This is a genomic window from Variovorax flavidus, from assembly GCF_030317145.1.
Lineage (GTDB): Bacteria > Pseudomonadota > Gammaproteobacteria > Burkholderiales > Burkholderiaceae_C > Variovorax > Variovorax flavidus.
On record NZ_JASZYE010000007.1, the window covers coordinates 167196 to 188514 of the forward strand.

13 protein-coding genes are annotated in these 21319 nt (G+C 67.1%); 8 read left to right on the top strand and 5 right to left on the bottom strand.

The window, feature by feature from the left end:
• Positions 1–25 precede the first annotated feature (25 nt).
• The gene (locus tag QTH90_RS25780; RefSeq protein WP_286667404.1) at positions 26–244 is read left to right on the top strand and encodes a hypothetical protein; all 219 of its coding nucleotides are present in this window, start codon (positions 26–28) and stop codon (positions 242–244) included.
• Positions 241–8403: a GH36-type glycosyl hydrolase domain-containing protein gene (locus tag QTH90_RS25785; protein ID WP_286667405.1), complete on the top strand. Its 8163-nt coding sequence runs from the start codon at positions 241–243 to the stop codon at positions 8401–8403. Before QTH90_RS25780 ends, QTH90_RS25785 begins: the two co-directional genes overlap by 4 nt.
• A gap of 24 nt (positions 8404–8427) precedes the next feature.
• Here QTH90_RS25785 and QTH90_RS25790 read toward each other — a convergent pair whose 3' ends face one another.
• The 3 genes from QTH90_RS25790 to QTH90_RS25800 are packed head-to-tail and all read right to left on the bottom strand — an operon-like array spanning position 8428 to position 11449.
• Positions 8428–9615: an AI-2E family transporter gene (locus tag QTH90_RS25790; protein WP_286667406.1), complete on the bottom strand. Its 1188-nt coding sequence runs from the start codon at positions 9613–9615 to the stop codon at positions 8428–8430.
• Complete coding sequence (locus tag QTH90_RS25795) at positions 9612–10364, bottom strand: LytR/AlgR family response regulator transcription factor (protein WP_286667407.1); 753 nt, start codon at positions 10362–10364, stop codon at positions 9612–9614. The genes QTH90_RS25790 and QTH90_RS25795 overlap by 4 nt, the downstream gene beginning before the upstream one ends.
• The gene (locus QTH90_RS25800; RefSeq protein WP_286667408.1) at positions 10361–11449 is read right to left on the bottom strand and encodes a sensor histidine kinase; all 1089 of its coding nucleotides are present in this window, start codon (positions 11447–11449) and stop codon (positions 10361–10363) included. Before QTH90_RS25800 ends, QTH90_RS25795 begins: the two co-directional genes overlap by 4 nt.
• Before the next feature lie 49 nt (positions 11450–11498).
• On the opposite strand from QTH90_RS25800, the gene argH reads away from it, so the two are divergent.
• The 5 genes from argH (at position 11499) to QTH90_RS25825 (ending at position 17825) form a co-directional block, all read left to right on the top strand.
• Positions 11499–12896, top strand: a complete 1398-nt coding sequence (gene argH / locus QTH90_RS25805; protein ID WP_286667409.1) for an argininosuccinate lyase — start codon at positions 11499–11501, stop codon at positions 12894–12896.
• 224 nt (positions 12897–13120) lie between these two features.
• Complete coding sequence (locus QTH90_RS25810; protein WP_286667410.1) at positions 13121–13957, top strand: glycosyltransferase family 2 protein; 837 nt, start codon at positions 13121–13123, stop codon at positions 13955–13957.
• Positions 13958–13990: 33 nt separating this feature from the next.
• Positions 13991–14962 (top strand): UDP-glucuronic acid decarboxylase family protein, encoded by a 972-nt coding sequence (locus tag QTH90_RS25815; protein ID WP_286667411.1) that lies wholly within the window; start codon positions 13991–13993, stop codon positions 14960–14962.
• Positions 14963–14966: 4 nt separating this feature from the next.
• Positions 14967–16340: a UDP-glucose dehydrogenase family protein gene (locus tag QTH90_RS25820; protein WP_286667412.1), complete on the top strand. Its 1374-nt coding sequence runs from the start codon at positions 14967–14969 to the stop codon at positions 16338–16340.
• An 18-nt stretch (positions 16341–16358) separates the two neighbouring features.
• On the top strand, positions 16359–17825 hold the full coding sequence (locus tag QTH90_RS25825) for a rhomboid family intramembrane serine protease (protein ID WP_286667413.1): 1467 nt from the start codon (positions 16359–16361) through the stop codon (positions 17823–17825).
• 15 nt (positions 17826–17840) lie between these two features.
• On the opposite strand, the gene QTH90_RS25830 is transcribed toward QTH90_RS25825, so the two are convergent.
• Positions 17841–19139, bottom strand: coding sequence for a DUF4013 domain-containing protein (locus tag QTH90_RS25830; RefSeq protein ID WP_286667414.1), 1299 nt, complete (start codon positions 19137–19139; stop codon positions 17841–17843).
• Between the two features lie 170 nt (positions 19140–19309).
• Between QTH90_RS25830 and QTH90_RS25835 the strand changes: the two genes are divergently transcribed.
• Positions 19310–20083: an SGNH/GDSL hydrolase family protein gene (locus QTH90_RS25835; protein WP_444814760.1), complete on the top strand. Its 774-nt coding sequence runs from the start codon at positions 19310–19312 to the stop codon at positions 20081–20083.
• Here QTH90_RS25835 and opgC read toward each other — a convergent pair.
• Positions 20060–21202: an OpgC domain-containing protein gene (gene opgC / locus QTH90_RS25840; RefSeq protein ID WP_286667416.1), complete on the bottom strand. Its 1143-nt coding sequence runs from the start codon at positions 21200–21202 to the stop codon at positions 20060–20062. The two genes, QTH90_RS25835 and opgC, sit on opposite strands and share 24 nt — an antisense overlap.
• Positions 21203–21319 lie beyond the last annotated feature (117 nt).

The window sequence follows — 21319 nt, forward strand, 5'->3', positions numbered from 1 at the left end:
AGGGCCGTTCAGAGGAATCTTCGCCATGTCTACCCCGCAATCGCTTGCCCGTTCCCAGATCGACTTCGTCAGCGGCGACTTCGATGCGCTGGCATCCCACATGCGACATTGCGCGTTGGCACAGGGGCGATGGTTCGCGGTCAAGAGCCATCTGCAGCGGGTGCGTTCAGTCGCCGCTGGCCGCATCGTGACAATGGCCTGCGTGGCCGTGGTGCTCGCCATCGGCCTGTTCGCGGTCGCTTGAGTGCCGCGGCGGTCGTCGACCGGCTCGATTCGCTAAGCCAGTACGCACGCAAACTCCTCCTGGGTCCTCACGAACCGGTCGAAGCACCGATCCGGGCCGAGCTGTTCGGCGCCCAACGCTTCGAGCAGCACGGCCACAGCCTGGCGCGCGCGCAGGTCGTGCAGCAGGGAAGCGCGCGAGGCGACGCCACGCCATTTTTTCCGCGCGTCGACAAGAACCTCGAATCGCTGCGCAGCGCCTTCGACTACATCGCGCTCATCTCGCAGAGCGGACGCTATGTCACGCCGGCGGCCGAATGGCTGCTCGACAACTTTCACCTTGTCGAGGCGCAGCTCCAGCAGATCCGCGAAGGTGTTCCGCGCAGCTACTACGCGCGGCTTCCCAAGCTCGCGGCCGCGCCCCTGGCCGGCCTGCCACGCGTGTACGGCATCGCGTGGGCCTATGTCGCGCACACGGACAGCGTGCTGAACAAGGAGTTGTTCACCGCCTTCCTCAACGCCTACCAGGACATCGACGAACTCACGCTCGGCGAGCTCTGGGCATTGCCGACCACGCTGCGCGTGGTGCTGCTGGAGAACCTGCGGCGCGTCGCGGAAAGCATTGCCGAGAGCAAGGTGGCGCGCGAAGTCGCGCATGCGGCATGGGACGCGGCCGAGCGCCTGTCGATGCAAGACCTGGACGTGCTCTATCGCGCGCTGCAAAGCCGCGGCATGCAGGAAAGCTACCTCACCCAGCTGTGGCAACGCCTGCCCGTCGAGCACGGCGACAACCCGCCTGCGCTCGTCAAATGGACCGAGCAACATTGCCCGAACGGCCCCGCCCTGATCGCCGACGCGCAGACGGCGCAGGCCGCCGCCAACCTCACGGTCGGCAACATCATCACCACCCTGCGGATGATCGGGCAGGTCGAATGGGCCGACCTGATCGAGCCCGTCAGCCGATCGCTGCGGGTGCTGCGCAACTTGCCCAGCTACGGGCGCGAGAGCGAACTCACGCGCCAGCAGATCACGCATGCGATGGAACAGGTCGCACGCGCCCTGCGCAGGCCCGAGCGCGAAGTCGCGGAAGCGGTGGTGAGCTTGGCCCTGGAAGCGGCCGGCGACCCGCATTCGCAGGAAAACGAAGAGACGCGATGGTCCCTGGCCGAGCGAACTGCCGGCTACTACCTCTTCGGCGAAGGCCGCCCGGCATTGATCGCCGCGCTGGCGGATGCGGGTGGCGACCGGACCGTTCCGTTTTCGCTGCGGCGGATTTCCCATCGCAACTGGCGTCTGCCCCTTTACGTGCTGACGATCGTCGTCGGCACCGCGCTGATGCTGGCCGCTTCCGTGCACGGCCTGAACCGGGTCGGATGGCCCGATCCGGCCTGGACCGCAGTGGTCGCGCTGGTGCTGTTGGTGTGGCCGGTCTCGGAGTCGGTGATAGCGCTGGTGCATCGCATCGTCGCCGAATCGACCCGTGTGCGTGCGTTGCCGCGCCTGGATTTCGCGGCGGGCATCCCGGAAGCCCATCGCGTCCTGGTGGTCGTCCCGTCGATGCTGAGTTCGCTGCAGGCCAACGCCCAGCTCGCTCACCGCCTCGAACTGCATTGGCTCGCCAACCGCGAGGACCATGCGCAGTTCGCGCTGTTGTCCGACTGGCCGGACGCCCCGCAGGCCTCGATGCCGGACGACGCGGCCCTGCTCGAAGACGCGATGCAGCGCATCGCCGCGCTCAACGAGACGTACCCAGCCCCGGCAGGCGCCCCGCCTCGATTCACCCTGCTGCACCGACCGCGGACCTGGTCCGATACCGAGCAGCGCTGGATGGGCTGGGAACGCAAGCGCGGCAAGCTCGAGATGCTGCTGCGCCTGCTGGCCGTCGGCGACGCGAGCGGCTTCGTGCCCACGGCGCAAGGACTGCAACTCGCCCCGCGCATTCCCTACGTGATGACGCTCGACAGCGACACTGGCCTGCCACCGGGCACCCTGCGCGACCTGGTCGCGGTCGCGGCGCATCCGCTGAACACACCGCAGATCGCCGAAGCTGGCCGGCGCGTGGTCGGGGGCTTCGGCATCTTCCAGCCGCGCATCGTCACGCCCTTTCCGGAGCGCGAGGAACGCTCCCTGTTCCACTGGATGTTCGCGGGCCAGTGCGGGCTCGACCCCTACAGCAACAGTGCCTCCGACCTCTATCAGGACGTCTTCGGCACCGGCTCGTTCACCGGCAAGGGACTGCTCAACGTGCACGCCGTGCATGCCACGCTCGATCGGCGCATGCCCGATGGCGCGGTGCTCAGCCACGATCTGCTCGAAGGCTCGGTGGCACGCTGCGCCGTGGTGAGCGACCTCGTCCTCATCGAGGACCATCCGCACCATGCCGGCGTCGCCGCCTCGCGCTGGCATCGCTGGACGCGCGGCGACTGGCAGTTGCTGCCGCTCATGCTGCGCGCGCGCCGCTTCGGCATCGACGCGCTGGGCCTCTGGAAGATGAGCGACAACCTGCGCCGCGCCATGGTGGTGCCGGCATCCACCGCGCTGCTCGCCTGGGTTGTCTTCACGGATTCGCTTCCATTGAACTGGGCGCTGGCCGCGGTCGTCTCGGCGCTCGTGCTCGGCCCTCTGCTGGGCGCCCTCGCCGGACTGGTGCCGACGCGGCGCTCGATCGAACTCCCCCATTTCTTCGATGTCGGCGCGACCGAACTGCTGCGCGCGCTGGCCAGCGCGGCATGGCAATTCGTGCAGTTGGCGGCGCAGACGCGCCTGCTCCTCGATGCATCGCTTCGTGCCGCATGGCGCCTGGCGGTGAGCCGTCGCCATCTGCTCGAATGGACGACCGCCGCGCAGGCGCAGGCGCAGGCTCGCTATGAGCTGGCGGCATTCGTGCGCGGCGGCGCATTCACCAGTGCCGTGTGCATTGCCCTCGGCGTGGCGTCGTTGTGGGGCCCGCATCCCTGGATGGGACCTTTTCTCTTCGGCTTGTGGGCGCTCGCTCCCTTGGCTGCGTGGTGGAGCAGCCGCACTCCGGCGGAAACCGAAGGCGAACTCACCGCCGAACGGCGCAGCTACCTTGAAGGCCTGGCGCGCGAGACCTGGCACTTCTTCGAGCATGTGGTCGGCCCCGAGGACAACCATCTTCCGCCCGACAACCTCCAGCTCGAACCCGAGCCCACCATCGCGCACCGCACGTCGCCGACCAACATCGGCATGTACCTCCTGGCGTGCTGCTGCGCACGGGAGTTCGGCTGGATCGACACCAGGGCGCTCGCCGCGCGGCTCGCCGCGACGCTCGACACGATCGATCGTCTCGACAAGCACGAGGGCCATCTCTACAACTGGTACGACACGCAATCGCTGCGGATGCTGCCGCCGGCCTATGTGTCCAGTGTCGACAGCGGCAACCTCGCGGGCCATCTGATCGCGGTCGCACAGGCTTGCCGCGCCTTCGCAGCGGAGAACACCGACGCGGCGGATCTGGAATCGCTCGCGCAGCGCTGCGACGCCTTGTGCGCCGGCATGGATTTCCGCGGGCTCTACGACACCAAGCGCCACCTCTTCCACATCGGCCTGCGGGTGGAGGACAACGTGCTCGATGCGAGCTACTACGACCTGCTCGCCTCCGAGTCGCGGCTCCTGAGCTTCCTCGCCATTGCCAAGGGCGACGTTCCCCGGCGTCACTGGCTGGCGCTTGGCCGCCCCTTTCTATCCGTCGGCGTGAAGCCGGGCCTCAAGTCCTGGTCGGGCTCGATGTTCGAGTACCTGATGCCGACGCTCGTCATGACCGAGCCGGTCGGCGGCCTGCTGCAAGTGGCAAACCTCGCCGCCATCGGGGAACAGCAGACCTTCGGTTCGACACAGAACCTGCCGTGGGGCGTCTCCGAGTCGGCCTATTTCGCGCAGGACCATTCGCTCGCCTACCAGTACTCGCCCTTCGGTGTGCCGCGGCTGGCCCTGCGCCGCACGCCGCCCACCGACCGCGTGGTTGCGCCGTACGCCACGGCGATGGCAGCGCTGCTCCGCCCGGCCGATGCCGTGGTCAACCTGCGCCTGCTGGAATCGCTCGGCGCGCGCGGCGAGTTCGGCTTCTTCGACGCGATCGATTTCACCGTCTCGCGCCAGTCGACCGGACAGGCCTACACCGTCGTGCGCAACGTCATGGCGCATCACCACGGCATGTCGCTCGTGGCCCTGTGCAACGCCGTGCGCAACAATGCGCCGCGGCGCTGGTTCGGCAGCGCCGCGCTGGTGGAGGCGCACGCGTCGCTGCTGCACGAGCGCACGCCGCGCCAGATCATCGGCAGCGCCGACCCGCGCACGCCGCCCGAGCCGGCGACAGGAGAGGCGGCGCCGATCTTCCAGCCCCGCATCGTCGACCCGATGGAGCCGGGCTTTCAGCCCACGCACCTGCTCTCGAACGGCCGCTACACCGTGGCGCTGCGCGCCAACGGCGCGGGCGTGAGCCGGTGGCGATCGTTCAACGTGAGCCGGTGGCGGGACGACCCGCTGCGCGACAGCTATGGCACCTTCTTCTACGTACGCGACACGAACAGCCGCACCCTGACCTCGCTGACCGCCCTGCCCGCGCCCGGCGAACACTGGCGCTACAGGGCACGCTTTCTTGCCGACCAGGTGCAGTTCGATGCGACCGGGCCAGGCCTGCAGGCGCGCATCACCGTGCTCATCAGCCCCGAGGACGACACCGAGCTGCGTACCGTCGCGCTGCACAACACCGGCAACGAGACGCGCACGCTGGAACTCATCTCGTACTTCGAGCCCGTGCTGTCCAACCCCAAGGCCGACGAGGCGCATCCGGCCTTCGCGAACCTGTTCGTCGAAAGCCGTTGGGTGCCGGGCTGGCGTGCGCTGCTGATGTCGCGCAAGCCGCGCCTGCACGGCGACCCGGTCGTGGCTGCAGCGCACTTCGTCGCATCGGTGGATGCGCAGGTGCTATCCATCGACTGCATGACGGATCGGCGCGCGTTCATCGGACGCAACCGCACGCTCGCCACGCCGGCGCTCGAGCCGCAGCCGCTGGGCGCAGACGGCACGCCGATCAACGGGCTCGACCCGATCGCCTGCCTGCGCGTGCGGCTGTCGATCGCGCCGGGCGCCACCGCACGCGTGACCTTCGCGACGGCGGCCGATGACGACATCGAAGCCCTGATGCCCGGCATCGACCGCTACCTGCAGCCCATGCACGTGGAGCGTGCGACGCGCATGGCCGCGACGCTGGCGCAAGTGCGCCTGCGCGACCTGAGCATCGACCCCGCCAAGAACCTCGCCTTGCAGGACCTCACCACCATCCTGACCTACACCACGCCCCGCGTGATGCGCGACCGGGGCCTGATCGACCTGCGGCAGATCTGGCGCTTCGGCATCTCCGGCGACAAGCCGATCGTGCTGGTGTACATCCACTCCATGGCGGGCAAGGGACTGGTCGACACGCTGCTGCGCGCACAGCCCTGGTGGGGCTTCGGCGGCGTGGCGTGCGACCTCGTGGTGCTCAACAGCGAACCGCACTCCTACCTGATGCCGCTGCAGAGAGACATCGAGGCGCTGCGCAACCGCGTCGCGCAGCAGACGCAGAACAGCTTTCCGCGCAACGATGCCGCGGGCTTCTACCTGTTGCGCGATGCCGATGTGGCGCCTTCGGAGAAGGCCGCGCTGTCGAGCCTGGCCCGGGTGGTCTTCACCGCCGATGGGCGCGCGCTCGAATCGCAGGTCGCGGCGCTGCGCGATGCCATCGGGCCGGCCGAAGTCGACGCGAGGCCCCGCGTCCCGCTCTCGACGCTTCCGCCCACCGCGCACATCGACGACACCCTGATCGCGCCGCAAGGCGGCTTCGATGCCGGGAGCGGCGAATTCCGCTTCGAGGTCGACGTGAACCGCCGCACCGCGCGGCCCTGGGTCAACGTCATCGCCAACGCCTCGTTCGGCTTCCAGATCTCCGAATCGGGCACGGGCTACACCTGGGCGACCAACAGCCGGCTGCACCAGGTGACGCCGTGGTCCAACGATCCGGTCCAGGACCCTGCCTTCGAACACTACCTGCTGCAGGACCTCGATTCCCGCGAACTGTTCCCGCTCACGCCGGCCGGCCGCGGCGTGGTCGCCGCCAGGCACCGCGTGCGCCATGGCCAGGGCTACACGGTGTTCGAGTGCCTGCACCGGAACGTGGTGCTCGAAACCACCTTCTTCGCCGACCGCGACGAACGGATGAAGCTCGTGCACGTGAGCGTCCGCAACGAGGGCATCGGCGCCCGCCGCCTGCGCGCCGTCGCGATGGTCGAATGGCAACTCGGCGCGGCCCGCGGAGAGCGACGGACTGTGCACACGTGGAAGCCCGAAGACCTGGCCGCGGTGTTCGGCGAACAGCGCGAATCGAGCGCCGGATTCGGCGGCAGCACCGGCTTCCTTCAGCTTGCAGGCCTCAACGGCGCGACGCAATGGACCTGCGAGCGGAGCGAGTTCTTTGCCGGTCGCGGCATGATCGAATTGCCCGAGACCCTCGGCGGTCACGGCGGCAGCGGCCTCGATGCGTGTGCAGCGATCGCCGGCGAGTTCAGCCTTGCGCCCGGCGAAGGCGCCAGCTTCACCTTCATGCTGGGGCACGCGGACGATCCGGAAGCGGCCATGCAACTGGCGCGACGCTGGCAACAGCGCGACGTGCCCGAGGCGCTGGCGCAAGCGCGAGGATTCTGGGACGAGCTGCTGGGCCGGCTGCAGGTCAGGACGCCCGACCCGCTTTTCGATGCGATGGTGAACCGCTGGCTGGTCTATCAGACGCTGGTGTGCCGGCTCTGGTCCAAGGCCGGCTTCTACCAGGCCGGGGGTGCCTTCGGCTTCCGCGACCAGTTGCAGGACGCCATGGCCTTTGCGCTGACCGATCCGGCACGCCTGCGCGAACAGATACTCGTCAATGCGGCGCGGCAGTTCCCCGAAGGCGACGTGCAGCACTGGTGGCACATGCCCGGTGGGGCTGGCGTGCGCACGCATTTCTCCGACGACCTGTTGTGGCTGCCGTACGCGGCATCGCACTATGTCGACGTCACGGCCGACCGATCGGTGCTCGACGAGATCGTGCCTTTCGTGGAGGGCCCGGACATCCCGGCCGGCGCCGAAGACGCCTACTACGCGCCCCAGGTGAGCAGCCGGACGGCCAGCATCTACGAACACAGCGCACGCACCATTGATCGCAGCCTCGCGACCGGCGCACATGGGCTTCCGCTGATGGGTACGGGCGACTGGAACGACGGCATGAACCGCGTGGGCCACGAAGGCCGGGGCGAATCCGTCTGGCTCGCCTGGTTCCTGTGCAGCGTGGTCGAGCGTTTCGCCCCTTTCGCCCATGCGCGTGGCGAACACCAACGCGCCGAACGCTGGCTCGCGGCCCGGAAAGGCTGGATCGCTGCCCTGCACGCCGCCGGCTGGGACGGCGCCTGGTTCCGCCGCGCCTTCTTCGACAACGGCGCCCCGCTGGGCTCGTCGATCAACGATGAATGTCGCATCGACCTGATCGCGCAAGCCTGGTCATTGCTTTCGAATGCTTCGGACGCGCAGCACACCACACCGGCACTCGCATCGATGAAGCAGTATCTGCACGACCAGCCGCATGGCCTGATGCGCTTGCTGCATCCACCGCTGGCCCGATCGACCAACAACCCCGGCTACATCCAGGCGTATCCGCCCGGCGTGCGCGAGAACGGCGGCCAGTATTCGCACGCCGCCGTGTGGGCCATGATGGCGCAGGCGCTGCAGGGCGACACCGAAGCCGCGTGGCAGAGCTTCGAGGGCCTGAGCCCGGCGCATCGCGCGCGCCACGCGCAGCGCGGACCGTTGTATGAACTCGAGCCCTACGTGATGGCCGGCGATGTGTACGGCTCGGCGCCCTATGCGGGTCGCGGCGGCTGGAGCTGGTACACGGGCTCGGCGGCATGGATGCACCGGGCCGCGGTCGAGACCTTGCTGGGCCTGTCCGTGCGCGGGGATCAGCTTTCGCTCACGCCCAGAGTGCCCGGGGATTGGCCGGGATTCGAGATCGCGCTGCGTCTGGCAGGAAAGAAGTTCACGCTGCAGAGTGGCAATCCACCGGAGGGAGCGAAGCCGACGCACCACATTGCGGTCGGCGAATGGATCATCTGGCGAGTGCTGCCGGAAGAGGCTGTGGTGCAGGTGGGTTAGTGTTCAGCGGCATTTGCTGAAAGGTCATTCGCCCAGCAATTCTCCGATCGGCTGCAGATCCTCCACGTGATCGCAAATGGCCTTCGCGACCATCATGATCGGAATGCCCAGGAGCAGCCCCCAGATTCCCCAGAGCCATCCCCAGAAGATCACGCCGACGAACACCGCGACCGGATTCATGCGGCTCGTCCGGCTCGTGAGGAATGGCAGCAGCAGATTGCCCACGAGCGTGTGAATCACCAGTGAGGTGCCTCCGACCAATAGCGCCATCTGGATGCCATTGAACTGCAGGAAGGCGACCAGCCCCGCCGCTGCCATCACGATGACGGACCCGATGTAGGGAATCAGGTTGGTGACCGCCGCCAGAATGCCCCACACCGCCGCGTTATCCAGCCCGATGGCCCAGAACGCGAGCCCGGTCGCAACGCCCACCAGCGCACTGGTGAGGATCTGCACGAGCAGGTAGCGTTCGATGTGCTTGGTGATGTCGTCGAGCACGTGCACGGTGATCTTCTTCTTCTGCAGGCTGGGGCCGGTGATCTTGACCAGCTTGCGGCGGAAGGTGTCGCCCGACCCCAGTGCGAAGAAGGTGAGGAAGGCCACCAGCGTGAGTTGTCCGATGGCGCCGATCAGTCCGATGGTGCCGCTCCACATGTAGTCGCGCACGTTGAAGGAGGGGCGCTCGATGATCACGCGCGCAACGCCCTTGCGCGCAGCGACCTTGGCCGAGTTCTCCTCGGCCGCCTGTTCGAGTTGCGCCGCGGCCTTTTGCACGGTGTCGAGCGCGTTCGCATCGGTGGTTCGGCTGTTCGATCGCATGGCCACGCGCAGTTTCTGCGCCGCGACCGGCAATGCATCGAGCAGTTCGGAGGCGCTGCCGGACAGCGAATAGCCCGTCCACCCGAATGCGCCGCCGATACCGAGCAGGATGACGGCGGCGCCGACCCAGCGCGAGATCTTCCAGCGTTCGAGCTTGTCGACCAACGGCGCCAACGCATAGGTCAGGAGGAGGCTCACCATCAGCGGAATGAACACCGCCGCAGCCCAGTGCAGCGCGAACACGGTGGCCAGCACCGCCAGCACGACCAGCGACGCACTGCGCACGTCCACCGGCATGTGCAACAGCACGCGATCGGGTTGCGGGGCCTCGACAGGCTCCTCGGCCTTCGGGTCGAGCCGTTCGTCCGCTTTCTGGTCGGGCTGGGCGCTCATCGTGGCTCCTTGAGCACTTCGCGCACCGAGGACAACTGCCGGCGCGACACCACGACGGGCTCCGGAATGCCGTCGAGCCGCAGCGCCCACCCTTCGGCATCCTCGCCGTCGTCGTATTTCTCGAGCGCACGAATGGCCGAACGCGCGACCAGCGCATTGCGATGCACGCGCACGAAGCGTGTCGGAAAGCGCTCTTCCAGTTCGGAGAGGGAGCCATCGAAGATGTGGCTGCGCGACGCAGTACGCACCGTGAGGTACTTGAACTCGGACTTGAGATACAGCACCTCGGACACCGGCACCCGCTCGGTGCGGCCGCGGTCCTGGATGATGAGGACGTCCTGGGGCGCCTCCGGCGCCGCTGCGGGCCTCCGGTCCTTCAGGTGGCGCTCGACCTTCTGCAGGGCCTGCTGCAGGCGCTCGGCCCGCACGGGTTTTGTCAGGTAGTCCACGGCCTCCAGTTCGAAGGCCGTGACCGCGTGCGCGGCGAAGGCCGTGACGAACACGACCGCCGGCGCGCCCGGCCGGCTGCGCAGGTTGCGCGCCAGTTCGATGCCGTCGATGCCGGGCATGTGGACGTCCAGCAACACGAGGTCGAAACGCGTGCTCGCCAGATGGTGGAGTGCTCCCTCGCCATGCGCCGCCTCGGCGACGACCTCGGCCGCGGGTGCCCGGCAATCGGCCAGGAGAGCGCGCAGACGCGAACGTGCCAGCGCTTCGTCATCGACGATCAAGGTGCGAAGTGGGGTCATGTTTCTGCAGGAATGGCGATCCGGACGCGATAGCTCTTCTGGTCCATGCCGGCGCTGAACTGCGCCTGCATGTCGTGCAGCAGCCGGAGCCGGTCGCGCACGTTGTCCAGGGCAATGCCGTGTCCGCGCGGCAGGGGCTGGTCGGCCCACCGCAACGGCGGCAGGCTGTTGAGTACTTCGATCAACACCATGCTGCCCCGGCGTTCCGTGCGGATGCGCAGCTTGGCGCCCTCGGGGCTCGGCTCCACGCCGTGCTTGACGGCGTTCTCCACCAGTGGCTGCAGCAGCAGGGGCGGCAGGCGGGCTGCATTGGCCTCGGGATCGATGTCCCAGCGGATGCGCAGCCGCTCGCCGAAGCGCACCTGCTCGATGGCGAGGTAGCGCTGGGCCAGGGCAATCTCGTCCGCCAGGGTGACCGACTCGCCGGGGTCCGCCAGCGCCTGGCGGAACAGTTCGCTCAGGTCTTCCAGCATCGCCTCGGCCTTGGCCGGCTCCTCGCGCACCAGTGCAATCGCACTGTTGAGGGTGTTGAAGAGAAAGTGCGGCCGGATGCGCGACTGCAGTTCCTCGAGCCGTGCCGTGGTGGCGGCCGGCGTCTGCCCGCGCGCCCGCAGTACCAACGCCGCCATCATCAGCCCCGCGAACAGGGCGCCGGCCAGCGCGCTGGCCACCCAGGGCGCACCGCCGACCACGCCGGTCAGGCGAAGCAAGGCACAGCCGTAGAGCCCGGCCACCGCGCCGAGCACCGCGCCCGTCCCGTACTGGACCTGGAGCGGCAGGCGGGCCAGAAGCTTCTTCAGCGCACATGCAACGAGCAGCCAGAGCAAGGTGCCCGGCAAGGCACCGCCCGTCACGGTGGCGGCCAGCAGCAGCCATTCGGACAAGGTGGGCGCCAGGAACAGGGTGGTGACCGCCACCACGACCTCCACGAACAGCACCGCGCGCAGAACGACACCGATCTGGCAAGCATCGAACAGCACCACGCCGCCGCGCGAAGGCACCCGCGTCTTGGCCTGCAAAGGCGCCGACGGGGTCTTCGCGGACGACGACGAAGGGGTGGCCGATAAAATCGACGGGTTGCGCATCACAGAAACAATGGGTGACAAACCCATTATTGCCTCCCGAACGGTTCCCATGACTCAAAACCAACTCGACAAGAAATCCGAAGCCTGGTCCGCCCTGTTCTCCGAACCGATGAGCGACCTGGTCAAGCGCTATACCGCGAGCGTCTTCTTCGACAAGCGTCTGTGGCAGGCTGACATCGAGGGTTCGCTCGCGCATGCCGGTATGTTGGCGGCCCAGGGGATCATCGGCGCGCAGGACCACGCCGATATTCAACGCGGGATGAAGCAGATTCGCGAGGAAATCGAGACCGGCGCCTTCGAATGGAAGCTCGACCTCGAGGACGTGCACCTGAACATCGAGGCCCGGCTCACCCAGCTGGTCGGCGATGCCGGCAAGCGCCTGCACACCGGCCGCAGCCGCAACGACCAGGTCGCCACCGACGTGCGCCTCTGGCTGCGCGGCGAGATCGACCTGATCGGCGGCCTGCTGGTGGACCTGCAGCGGTCGCTGATCGAGATCGCCGACAGGAACGTCGAGGTGATCCTGCCCGGCTTCACCCACCTGCAGGTGGCACAGCCCGTCAGCTTCGGGCATCACATGCTGGCCTACGTCGAGATGTTCGCGCGCGATGCCGAACGCATGGCCGACGTGCGCAAGCGCGTGAACCGCCTGCCCCTCGGCGCCGCTGCGCTGGCCGGCACCAGCTACCCGCTGGACCGCGAAGCAGTGGCCCGCGCGCTCGGCATGGACGAGGTCTGCCAGAACAGCCTGGACGCCGTCAGCGACCGCGACTTCGCCATCGAATTCACGGCAGCCGCATCGCTCGCCATGGTGCACATCAGCCGCCTGAGCGAGGAGCTGGTGCTGTGGATGAGCCAGTCCTTCGGCTTCATCGACATCGCGGACCGCTTCTGCACCGGCAGTTCGATCATGCCGCAGAAGAAGAACCCGGACGTCCCCGAACTCGCCCGCGGCAAGACCGGCCGCGTGGTCGGCCACCTGATGGCGCTGATCACGCTGATGAAGGGCCAGCCGCTGGCCTACAACAAGGACAACCAGGAAGACAAGGAGCCGCTGTTCGACACCGTCGACACGCTCAAGGACACCCTGCGCATCTTCTCGGAGATGGTCGGCGGCATCACCGTGAAGCCGGAGGCCATGGAAAACGCCGCCCTGCGCGGCTACGCGACCGCCACCGACCTGGCCGACTACCTGGTCAAGAAGGGCCTGCCCTTCCGCGACGCGCACGAAACCGTGGCGCACGCGGTCAAGGCGGCGATCTCGCACAAGGTGGATCTGTCGGAGTTGCCGCTGTCGGTGCTGCAGACCTTCAATCCGAAGATCGAGAAGGACGTCTACGGCGTCCTGAGCCTCCGCGGCTCGCTGACGGCCCGGAACATCCTTGGGGGCACGGCGCCGGCGCAGGTGCGCCAGCAGATCGCACGGCACCGCCAGCGGCTGGCCTGAGGCCGCCGCTCGGGTTTACCCGAAACCCATCCAATGCCGCGTCGGCATTGGATTTTCCGCTATCAGAACAGGAGCACCCTGAGGTCATAGGCCGTTGGGAGGAGTACTGCCGGCCATCGGATGTGTTCCAAAACGTAAGAATGTAGTGCTAAAGTTTGGCACGCTTCGCGCTTGGGAAGGTGGTACACCCCACCGGCCGAACCGCATAACGAGCGCCAAACCACATGGAACTGCCCCGCTGCGTTGTTGTCATCCTGACCTTCAATTCCGCTTCGATCATTCGGGAAACCGTGTCGCAGGCAAAGAAGGTGAGCCCCCACATCTACGTGGTCGACTCCCACTCGTCCGACAGTACGCCCGCCATTCTTGAAGAGCTGGGATGCACCGTTGTGCAGCGCCCCTTCTCCAACTACAGCGACCAACGCAACTGGGCGATCGCACAGATCGAGGGCGCCTACGCCTGGCAGCTCCATCTGGACGCCGACGAGGTGCTGGACGACCGGTCGGTCGGCGAAATCAATGCCCTGTTTTCGGGCACGCCCGAATTCGACGCCTATCTCCTACGTCGCCGCGACTACTTCATGGGCAAGATGCTGCGCTTCAGCGGCGTCAATCCGTGGCACTTGAGGCTCTTTCGCTCAGGGTCGGGGCGCTGCGAGTCGCGACTCTACGACCAGCACTTCATCAGCCCCGCGAAGCCGGGGCGACTCAACGGTTTCATGCACGACAAGAACTCGGCCCGACTCAGCGACTGGATCGCAAGCCACAACCGCTGGAGCGATGCCGAGGCCAAGGAGAAGCTCGGCCCGAGCGTCGCCGGCGACAACGTGCTGAAGCCGCGCCTCACGGGCGATGCCCGCGAGCGCACCCGCTACATCAAGGAGATTTACTACAAGCTGCCGACGGGCATTCGCTCGCTCAGCTACTTCGTCTACCGCTACGTCTTCCGGCTCGGCTTCCTGGATGGACGCACGGGCTTCTACTTCGCCTTCTTCCAGGCCTTGTGGTTCCGGATGCTGGTCGACGCGAAGATGTACGAACAGCGGTCCCAGCAACCCTGATCCGATGGATCTTTTTACGGAGTGATCACGCGCATGCGGCAATACAACGCTTCCAAGCGAATGCTCGTCACCGGCGGCGCCGGTTTCCTCGGCAGTCATCTCTGCGACCGGCTCATCGAACAGGGGCACGACGTGCTGTGCGTCGACAACTTCTTCACCGGCACCAAGCGCAACGTCGAGCACCTGCTCGACCACCCGCGCTTCGAGCTCATGCGGCACGACGTGACCTTCCCGCTCTACGTCGAGGTGGACGAGATCTTCAACCTGGCCTGCCCGGCATCGCCCATCCACTACCAGCACGATCCGGTACAGACCACCAAGACCAGCGTGCACGGCGCCATCAACATGCTCGGGCTGGCCAAGCGGGTGCGCGCCAAGATCCTGCAGGCCTCCACCAGCGAGGTCTACGGCGACCCCGAGATCCATCCGCAGGTCGAGGCCTACTGGGGCCGCGTGAACCCCATCGGCATCCGAAGCTGCTACGACGAGGGCAAGCGCTGCGCCGAGACGCTCTTCTTCGACTACCACCGCCAGCACAAGCTGCGCATCAAGGTCGTGCGCATCTTCAACACCTACGGGCCGCGCATGCACCTGAACGACGGCCGGGTGGTGTCGAACTTCATCGTGCAGGCGCTCAAGGGCGAGGACATCACCATCTACGGCGATGGCCAGCAGACCCGCAGCTTCTGCTACGTGGACGACCTGGTCGAGGCGATGCTCCGCATGATGGGCACCGGCGACGAGGTGCCGGGCCCCATCAACATCGGCAACCCGGGCGAGTTCTCGATGCTGGAGCTGGCCAACAAGGTCATCGAACTGACAGGCTCCAAGAGCAAACTCGTGCGCATGCCCCTGCCCGCCGACGACCCCAAGCAGCGCCGCCCCGACATCTCGCTCGCACAGAAGGAACTCGACGGCTGGGCGCCGCGCACCCAGCTCGAGGAAGGGCTGACGAAGACCATCGCGTATTTCGACCAGATCCTCTCGGAACCCAAGGCGGCCTGACTTCATGAACATCTCGATCATCGGCACCGGCTACGTCGGCCTCGTCACCGGGGCCTGCCTGGCGGACATCGGCAACCACGTGTTCTGCCTCGACGTCGATCCGCGCAAGATCGCGACACTCAACGAGGGCGGCATCCCGATCTACGAGCCCGGCCTCGGCGATCTGGTCGAGTCGAACGTCGCGGCAAAGCGACTCTCGTTCTCGACCGACATCGAGGCTTCGGTCGCGCACGGCGACGTGCAGTTCATCGCAGTGGGCACGCCGCCCGACGAGGACGGCAGCGCCGACCTGCAGTACGTGCTGGCAGCGGCCCGCAACATCGGGCGGTACATGGAGGGCTTCAAGGTCGTGGTCGACAAATCGACGGTGCCCGTGGGCACGGCCGACCGCGTCACCGCCGCGATCCAGGAAGAGCTCGACAAGCGCGGGCGTTCCGACCTGCGCTTCTCGGTCGTCAGCAATCCCGAGTTCCTGAAGGAAGGCGCGGCGGTCGAGGACTTCATGCGGCCCGACCGCATCGTCATCGGCTACACCGACGACGAAACGGGCCGCGAGGCGCTCGGCTGGATGCGCCGGCTCTACGCCCCTTTCAACCGCAACCACGAGCGCACGCGCGTGATGGATGTGCGCTCCGCAGAGTTCGCCAAGTACGCGGCCAACGCGATGCTCGCCACCCGCATCAGCTTCATGAACGAGTTGGCCAACCTGGCCGACCGCGTGGGCGCCGACATCGAGGCCGTGCGCCAGGGCATCGGATCCGATCCGCGCATCGGCTATAGCTTCCTGTACGCCGGGACGGGCTACGGCGGCAGCTGCTTTCCCAAGGACATCCAGGCGCTGACGCGCATTGCACGCGACAACGGCCAGGCGCTGCGCGTGCTCGAATCGGTCGAGGCGGTCAACGACGAACAGAAGCGCGTGCTGACCAACAAGGTGCTGGAGCGCTTCGGCCCCGACCTGAGCGACCGCACCTTCGCGCTCTGGGGGCTCGCCTTCAAGCCGAACACCGACGACATGCGCGAGGCGCCCAGCCGCGTGGTGCTCGGGGTGCTGCTGCGCGCGGGCGCACGCGTGGTGGCGCATGACCCCATCGCCGTCGACGAGACGCGGCGCGTGCTGCAGCTCGACTTCGCGGATGCCCCCTCGCTGCTCGAACGCATCAGCTTCACTTCGGCCAAGGACCCGATGGCAGCGCTCGACGGCGCCGACGCATTGATCATCGTGACCGAGTGGAAGGCCTATCGCAGCCCCAACCTCGAACGGCTCAAGACGCTGATGAAATCGCCCGTCATCTTCGACGGCCGCAATCTCTACGAGCCGGCCAACATGAAGGAAGCCGGCGTCATCTACCAGGGCATCGGCCGCAACAGCCTCTGAGCGCGGACCTGAAGCGACTTGTTCTACGCGATCCCGCTCGAAAGCCGGCCGACATGGCGCAATCCGCCATGGATGACCGTGCTGCTCATCCTCGTGAACATGCTGGTGTTCTGGGGACCCCAGCGCGCAGAGCAGAAAGCCGAGCAGCGCGCGGCCGGTTTCTATGTGCAAAGCGAGCTGCCCCGGCTCGAATTGCCGGCCTTCGTCGAATGGCTCGCTGAAACCGGCTCGCCGCGCGCGGCCGCGGCCAAGCGGCTGCTGGCACACGGCGATGTCGTGAACCTGCTCGAAGGCCTGCAGCGCGAGAAGGCCTTTCTCCACAAGCTGCACGTCGATGGGGTCGTGACACCTGCCAACCCGCGCTACGCCGAATGGAAGAACGAACGCCGGGAGTACGAGTCGATGCTGCCCCCGCCCTTCACCGAACGCTGGGCACAGGACCACAACGAGGGCGCCGGGTTCAAGCCCTGGACCTGGGTCACCTCCGCATTCCTGCATGCGAGCACCGGCCACCTGCTGGGCAACATGCTCTTCCTGTTTCTCTTCGGCTTTTCGGTTGAACTGGCGCTGGGGCGCGGCCTCTACCTGGGCTTCTACCTGCTTGGCGCAGTCGGCGCCTCGGCGCTGGCTGCGTGGGCCTATGGAGGCAATGGCGGCTACGGGCTGGGAGCCTCTGGCGCGGTCTCGGCGCTGATGGGCATGTATGCGGTGATGTACCGGCTGCGACGCATCCGCTTCTTCTACCAACTGTTCTTCTATTTCAACTACGTCACCGCGCCGGCGCTGATCCTGTTGCCGGCGTGGATCGCCAACGAGTTGCTGCAGCACTTCGTCGGCGGCCAGGGCATTGCCTACATGGCGCACCTGGGCGGGCTGCTGACCGGCGCGCTGCTCATGGCCGGCACGATGCGGTGGCGGCAGCTTCAGCTGCCTTCGGCTGCAGCCGAAGCGGCGCCAGACCCGTTCGCGCAACACGTCGCGTCGGCGCGTCGTCTCGCGGCCGAGATGAAGTTCGAGCCGGCATGCGCCGAATGGCGAGCGGCGGCGAAGCTGCGGCCCGATGACGCCGACACGCTGCGCGCATGGTTCAACACCGCACGGCTCTGGCCGGCGGGCGAGGACTTCCATCGTGCAGCGCACCGCATCTTCAGGCTCGCGCCGCACGATCCGGTCACGCTCGAACTGCAGTACACGAGCTACAAGACCTACCTCGATCACGCCAAGCCCGGCGCGCGCCTGAAGCCGGACGACATGGCACGGCTCGCCCGGCGATTCACGCGGGCGCGGCAGTTCGCCGATGCCGAGCGGCTGTGCCAGGCGTTGCTGAAAACCGCTCCCGCTCACCCCGAGCTGGCCGACACCCTCTCGCTGTGCGCCAACGGCCTGCTGCAGGCCGGCCGCCGCGACCAGGCCATGGGCTGGCTGCCCGACCTGCTGCGCCTCGCACCGCAGGACATGGTCACGCGCACGCTGCAGAAGGGTTGAACCGAAACCGGGGCTTCAGCCCTGCGGAACCTCGCGCAGCAGCCAGCGGACTTCCGAGGTCTGCTCGCTGTCGGGGTAGCGTGATTCGAGCGTCGTGAGGATCGGCTGCGCCATGTCGCGCCGGTTCAGCCCCTGCACCAGCACGCGCGCCGCCAACTCGTAGGCCTGCGGAATCATCGCGTGCCCGCGGAAGCGCTTGTCGAAGCCGGACAGCAAGGCAAGCGCAGCGCGTGCGTCGCCGTTTCGCCACTCGACGCGGCTGAGCGCCAGCGTGACGGCGGGATCGTCAATGGCGAAAGTTGCGTCCTTCTCGCGGCAATCCTTGTAGACCTTGAGCGCTTCGGAGCCGAGATCGCGGCGCACCAGCATGTCGATCAGCCGGCGCGCATGGTCGAGCAGCGTGGCGGCCTTGTCGGGCGCCAGGAGCAGCACGCGGTGGTAGCGGCGCTGGGCCGCCAGGTCGTCCGGCTGGGTGCGCTGCGCCTCGTAGGCAAGCGCGAGTGCGCCGGCAATGTCGCCATCGGTCACCATCTGCGCAACCAGCGCATCGGTCTGCTGCTGGGCGATCTGCGCCGGCGTGCGGGTGTCGATCTGGCGATCGTCGGCACCGGCCCCCGGCAGCAACTCGATGCCCAGCTCGGCATGGTTCTGGTACATCACGTAGCCCAGCAGGCTGGCCATGACCCACCCGAAATAGATCATCACGAAGTTGATGGCCGGCAGCATGAGCCAGCCGCTCATCAACGGCAACAGCATGACCATCGCGATCTGCGCGCCCGTGTTCAGCAGGAAGAGAAACACGCACAGCAGCGCATAGGGCCAGCCCACCGCACGCATCGTCTCCCACACGAGCGCCGGGTTCAGCGCCTGGAAGAAGCTGCCCGACTGCACCAGCACCATCGTGGTGGCCGGCAAGGTGAACGAGACGACGAAGAGCGCGATCTGCGCCAGCACCGGATTCAGCGCACCCAGCAAACCGGCGGCAAAGCCCTGCACGAGCACCAGCGCGAACAGCTTCCAGGGCAGGTTCGTCCACTCGTCGTCCAGCGTGCGCGGGAAGTCGCTGGCGCGCACGATGCCGCGCGAGCCGAGCGCCATGACCTTGAAGCCATAGCGGGTCGCCGCGAGCACGATGCCGAGCTCGACCAGCAGAACGGCCAGCGCACGCGGCAGGAAGATCAACACATGGGCGAGCAAGGCGCACAGCGCCAGCACCACCGCATAGGCCAGCGGCTCCCATTGGAACGGGAACGCGAAGAAGGTGTTCAGGCGATGCCAGAACGGTCGAGGTGCAGGGCCGCTTTGCTCGTGCATGGACGCTCCAGGGAGGGGGCTCCAGTATATGTTTCCATTTGTTTCCAATTCCTCGCCAAGCCGCCGCGACACCCGTGATCCGGGGTCCGGACAGGTGAGCCGTTACCATTTGGCGACACGTTGGCAGGGAACTTGCCAACGCATTCAGGTCGAAGAACGTTTGGATTTCCATGGTGTCGATGAAAGCTGTTCGCCTTGCCGCTCTATCGCTCGCGTTGCTCACAACGCTGGCATCGCAGGCCCAATCCGTCGCGGGTGCCGACGCCGGACAGTCCCCTTCCAACACCTCCCCCGCCTACCTCGCCGCCCAGAGCCGCTGGCAAGGCGAACTCAACGCCTTCGCGAATGCCGACCGCGCCGGCCTGCCCGCCACTGACGGCGTGTTGTTCGTCGGCAGCTCCACCATCCGGATGTGGCCCAACATCGCGCAGGATTTCCGGCAGCAGCCGGTGGTCATCAATCGCGGGTTCGGCGGTTCGACCATGGCCGACTGCAGCCTCTTCGTGCACGAACTGGTGGTGCGCTACAAGCCGCGGCTGGTGCTCGTCTATGCCGGCGACAACGACCTGGCCGAAGGCCGCACACCGCTGCAGATCCTGGAGAGCTTCGCGCACTTCACCAACACCTTGCGGGCTGAACTGCCGAACACGCGCATCGCCTACATCTCGGTCAAGCCCAGCCCCTCGCGCGAAAAGCTCATGCCGCAGGTCCGTGAGACCAACAACGTGATCGCGGCCTACCTTCGCCGCCTGCCCAACAGCGAATACATCGACGTGTTCACGCCGATGCTGGGCGCCGACGGCCGGCCCCGGGCCGAGTTGTTCCGCGGCGACCAATTGCACATGACCGACGAGGGCTACCGGCTGTGGCAATCCGTCATCGCGGAGCACCTGCCGGACCCCGCGACGCGGGCCGACGCCTCAGTCGCGCAAGGGCTGCGCTAGCGCCGCAGGGGGCTGCCCCCGCTCGTCCCACCACTGGACGGCCCTCGCCACGCCGTAGAGGCCCGAGAACACCACGCCCAGCAGCAGCACGTCGCCCCACCAGGGACGCACCGTCTGGCTGTCGCCGTAGACGGCCAGCACCGTCAACACCGCCACCAGGTGCGCGCAGAAGACCGGCAGCGAGGCGCGGCCCATCGCCTCCAGCCAGTGCAGGCGCGGGATGCGCCGCATCAAGTCCGGACCGAACTGGATCGCCAGGATGCCCAGCACGGCCAGATTCACGATGCGCAGCGGCCCCAGCTGCCACTTGTCGAACAGCAGGTTGAGTTCCACGTCGCCGCCGAAAGGCGCCTGGCCGTTGATGCCGTGGTGGCGCCAGTAGAAGCCGTAGAGCGCGGCCGCACCGGCCACCGCCAGCAGCCACCTGGGAAAGCGGAAGGGCCGCGCATCGGGCGCGTTGCGGCTCGCCCCCATCCACAAGCCCGCGAACCAAAGGAACTGCCACGCGAAGGCATTGAAGGCGCCCAGCTCATGGAAAGGCACCGGCAACCCGACATACCGGACCGCCAGCTCGTAGAGCCATTCGCTGAGCCCGAACTGCGCCAGCCCCCACACGATGGCGCTCGCCACCATCACGCCGGTCCAGCCGTGCCGCATCGCGAAGGCCAGCACCCACGGACTCATCAGCATGAAGAAGATGTACATCGGCAGGATGTCGAGCAGCGCGGGCTCGTAGACCAGCAGCAGCGAGAAGATGAAGCCCTCGCGCGGGTTCGCGAGGTAGAAGGACAACAGGTTCTTCACCGCCGGCTGATCGATGCGCAGGCTCACCGCCGTGATGATCGTGAACAGGAAGAGCAAGGTCGCAGCCTGGCTCAGGTACACCTTGAGCGCGCGCCGCCAGAACGCCTGGCGCATCGAATCGACCCCGCGGTTGTAGCTGATGCGGCTGTACACCAGCCCCGCCACGAAAGCCGACAGCAGCACGAAGCCCTCGGCCGCCGACACGAAACCGAAGGGCTGGCCCAGCGGGTCGGTCAGTCGCGTGGGCAGATGGGTGATGGTCATCAGCACGAGCATGAGCCCGCGCAATGCATCGATTTCCCAGTAGCGTTTCATCAGGCGGCGTGAGGTGAGAGGCGGTCCGCGCGAGACCCGCACGACGACTCCGGAATTGTAAGGATCGGTCCTGCGGCCCCCTTCTGCACAAAGCCAAATCGGCTACGCTCCCCCGGA

What these genes read in the sequence shown, in the direction of transcription:
- argH (WP_286667409.1), top strand. Translation starts at nt 11,499, where the DNA reads ATGACTCAAAACCAACTCGACAAGAAATCCGAAGCCTGGTCCGCCCTG.
- QTH90_RS25795 (WP_286667407.1), bottom strand. Translation starts at nt 10,364, where the DNA reads ATGACCCCACTTCGCACCTTGATCGTCGATGACGAAGCGCTGGCACGT.
- QTH90_RS25835 (WP_444814760.1), top strand. Translation starts at nt 19,310, where the DNA reads ATGGTGTCGATGAAAGCTGTTCGCCTTGCCGCTCTATCGCTCGCGTTG.
- QTH90_RS25780 (WP_286667404.1), top strand. Translation starts at nt 26, where the DNA reads ATGTCTACCCCGCAATCGCTTGCCCGTTCCCAGATCGACTTCGTCAGC.
- opgC (WP_286667416.1), bottom strand. Translation starts at nt 21,202, where the DNA reads ATGAAACGCTACTGGGAAATCGATGCATTGCGCGGGCTCATGCTCGTG.
- QTH90_RS25790 (WP_286667406.1), bottom strand. Translation starts at nt 9,615, where the DNA reads ATGAGCGCCCAGCCCGACCAGAAAGCGGACGAACGGCTCGACCCGAAG.
- QTH90_RS25810 (WP_286667410.1), top strand. Translation starts at nt 13,121, where the DNA reads ATGGAACTGCCCCGCTGCGTTGTTGTCATCCTGACCTTCAATTCCGCT.
- QTH90_RS25815 (WP_286667411.1), top strand. Translation starts at nt 13,991, where the DNA reads ATGCGGCAATACAACGCTTCCAAGCGAATGCTCGTCACCGGCGGCGCC.
- QTH90_RS25820 (WP_286667412.1), top strand. Translation starts at nt 14,967, where the DNA reads ATGAACATCTCGATCATCGGCACCGGCTACGTCGGCCTCGTCACCGGG.
- QTH90_RS25830 (WP_286667414.1), bottom strand. Translation starts at nt 19,139, where the DNA reads ATGCACGAGCAAAGCGGCCCTGCACCTCGACCGTTCTGGCATCGCCTG.
- QTH90_RS25800 (WP_286667408.1), bottom strand. Translation starts at nt 11,449, where the DNA reads ATGCGCAACCCGTCGATTTTATCGGCCACCCCTTCGTCGTCGTCCGCG.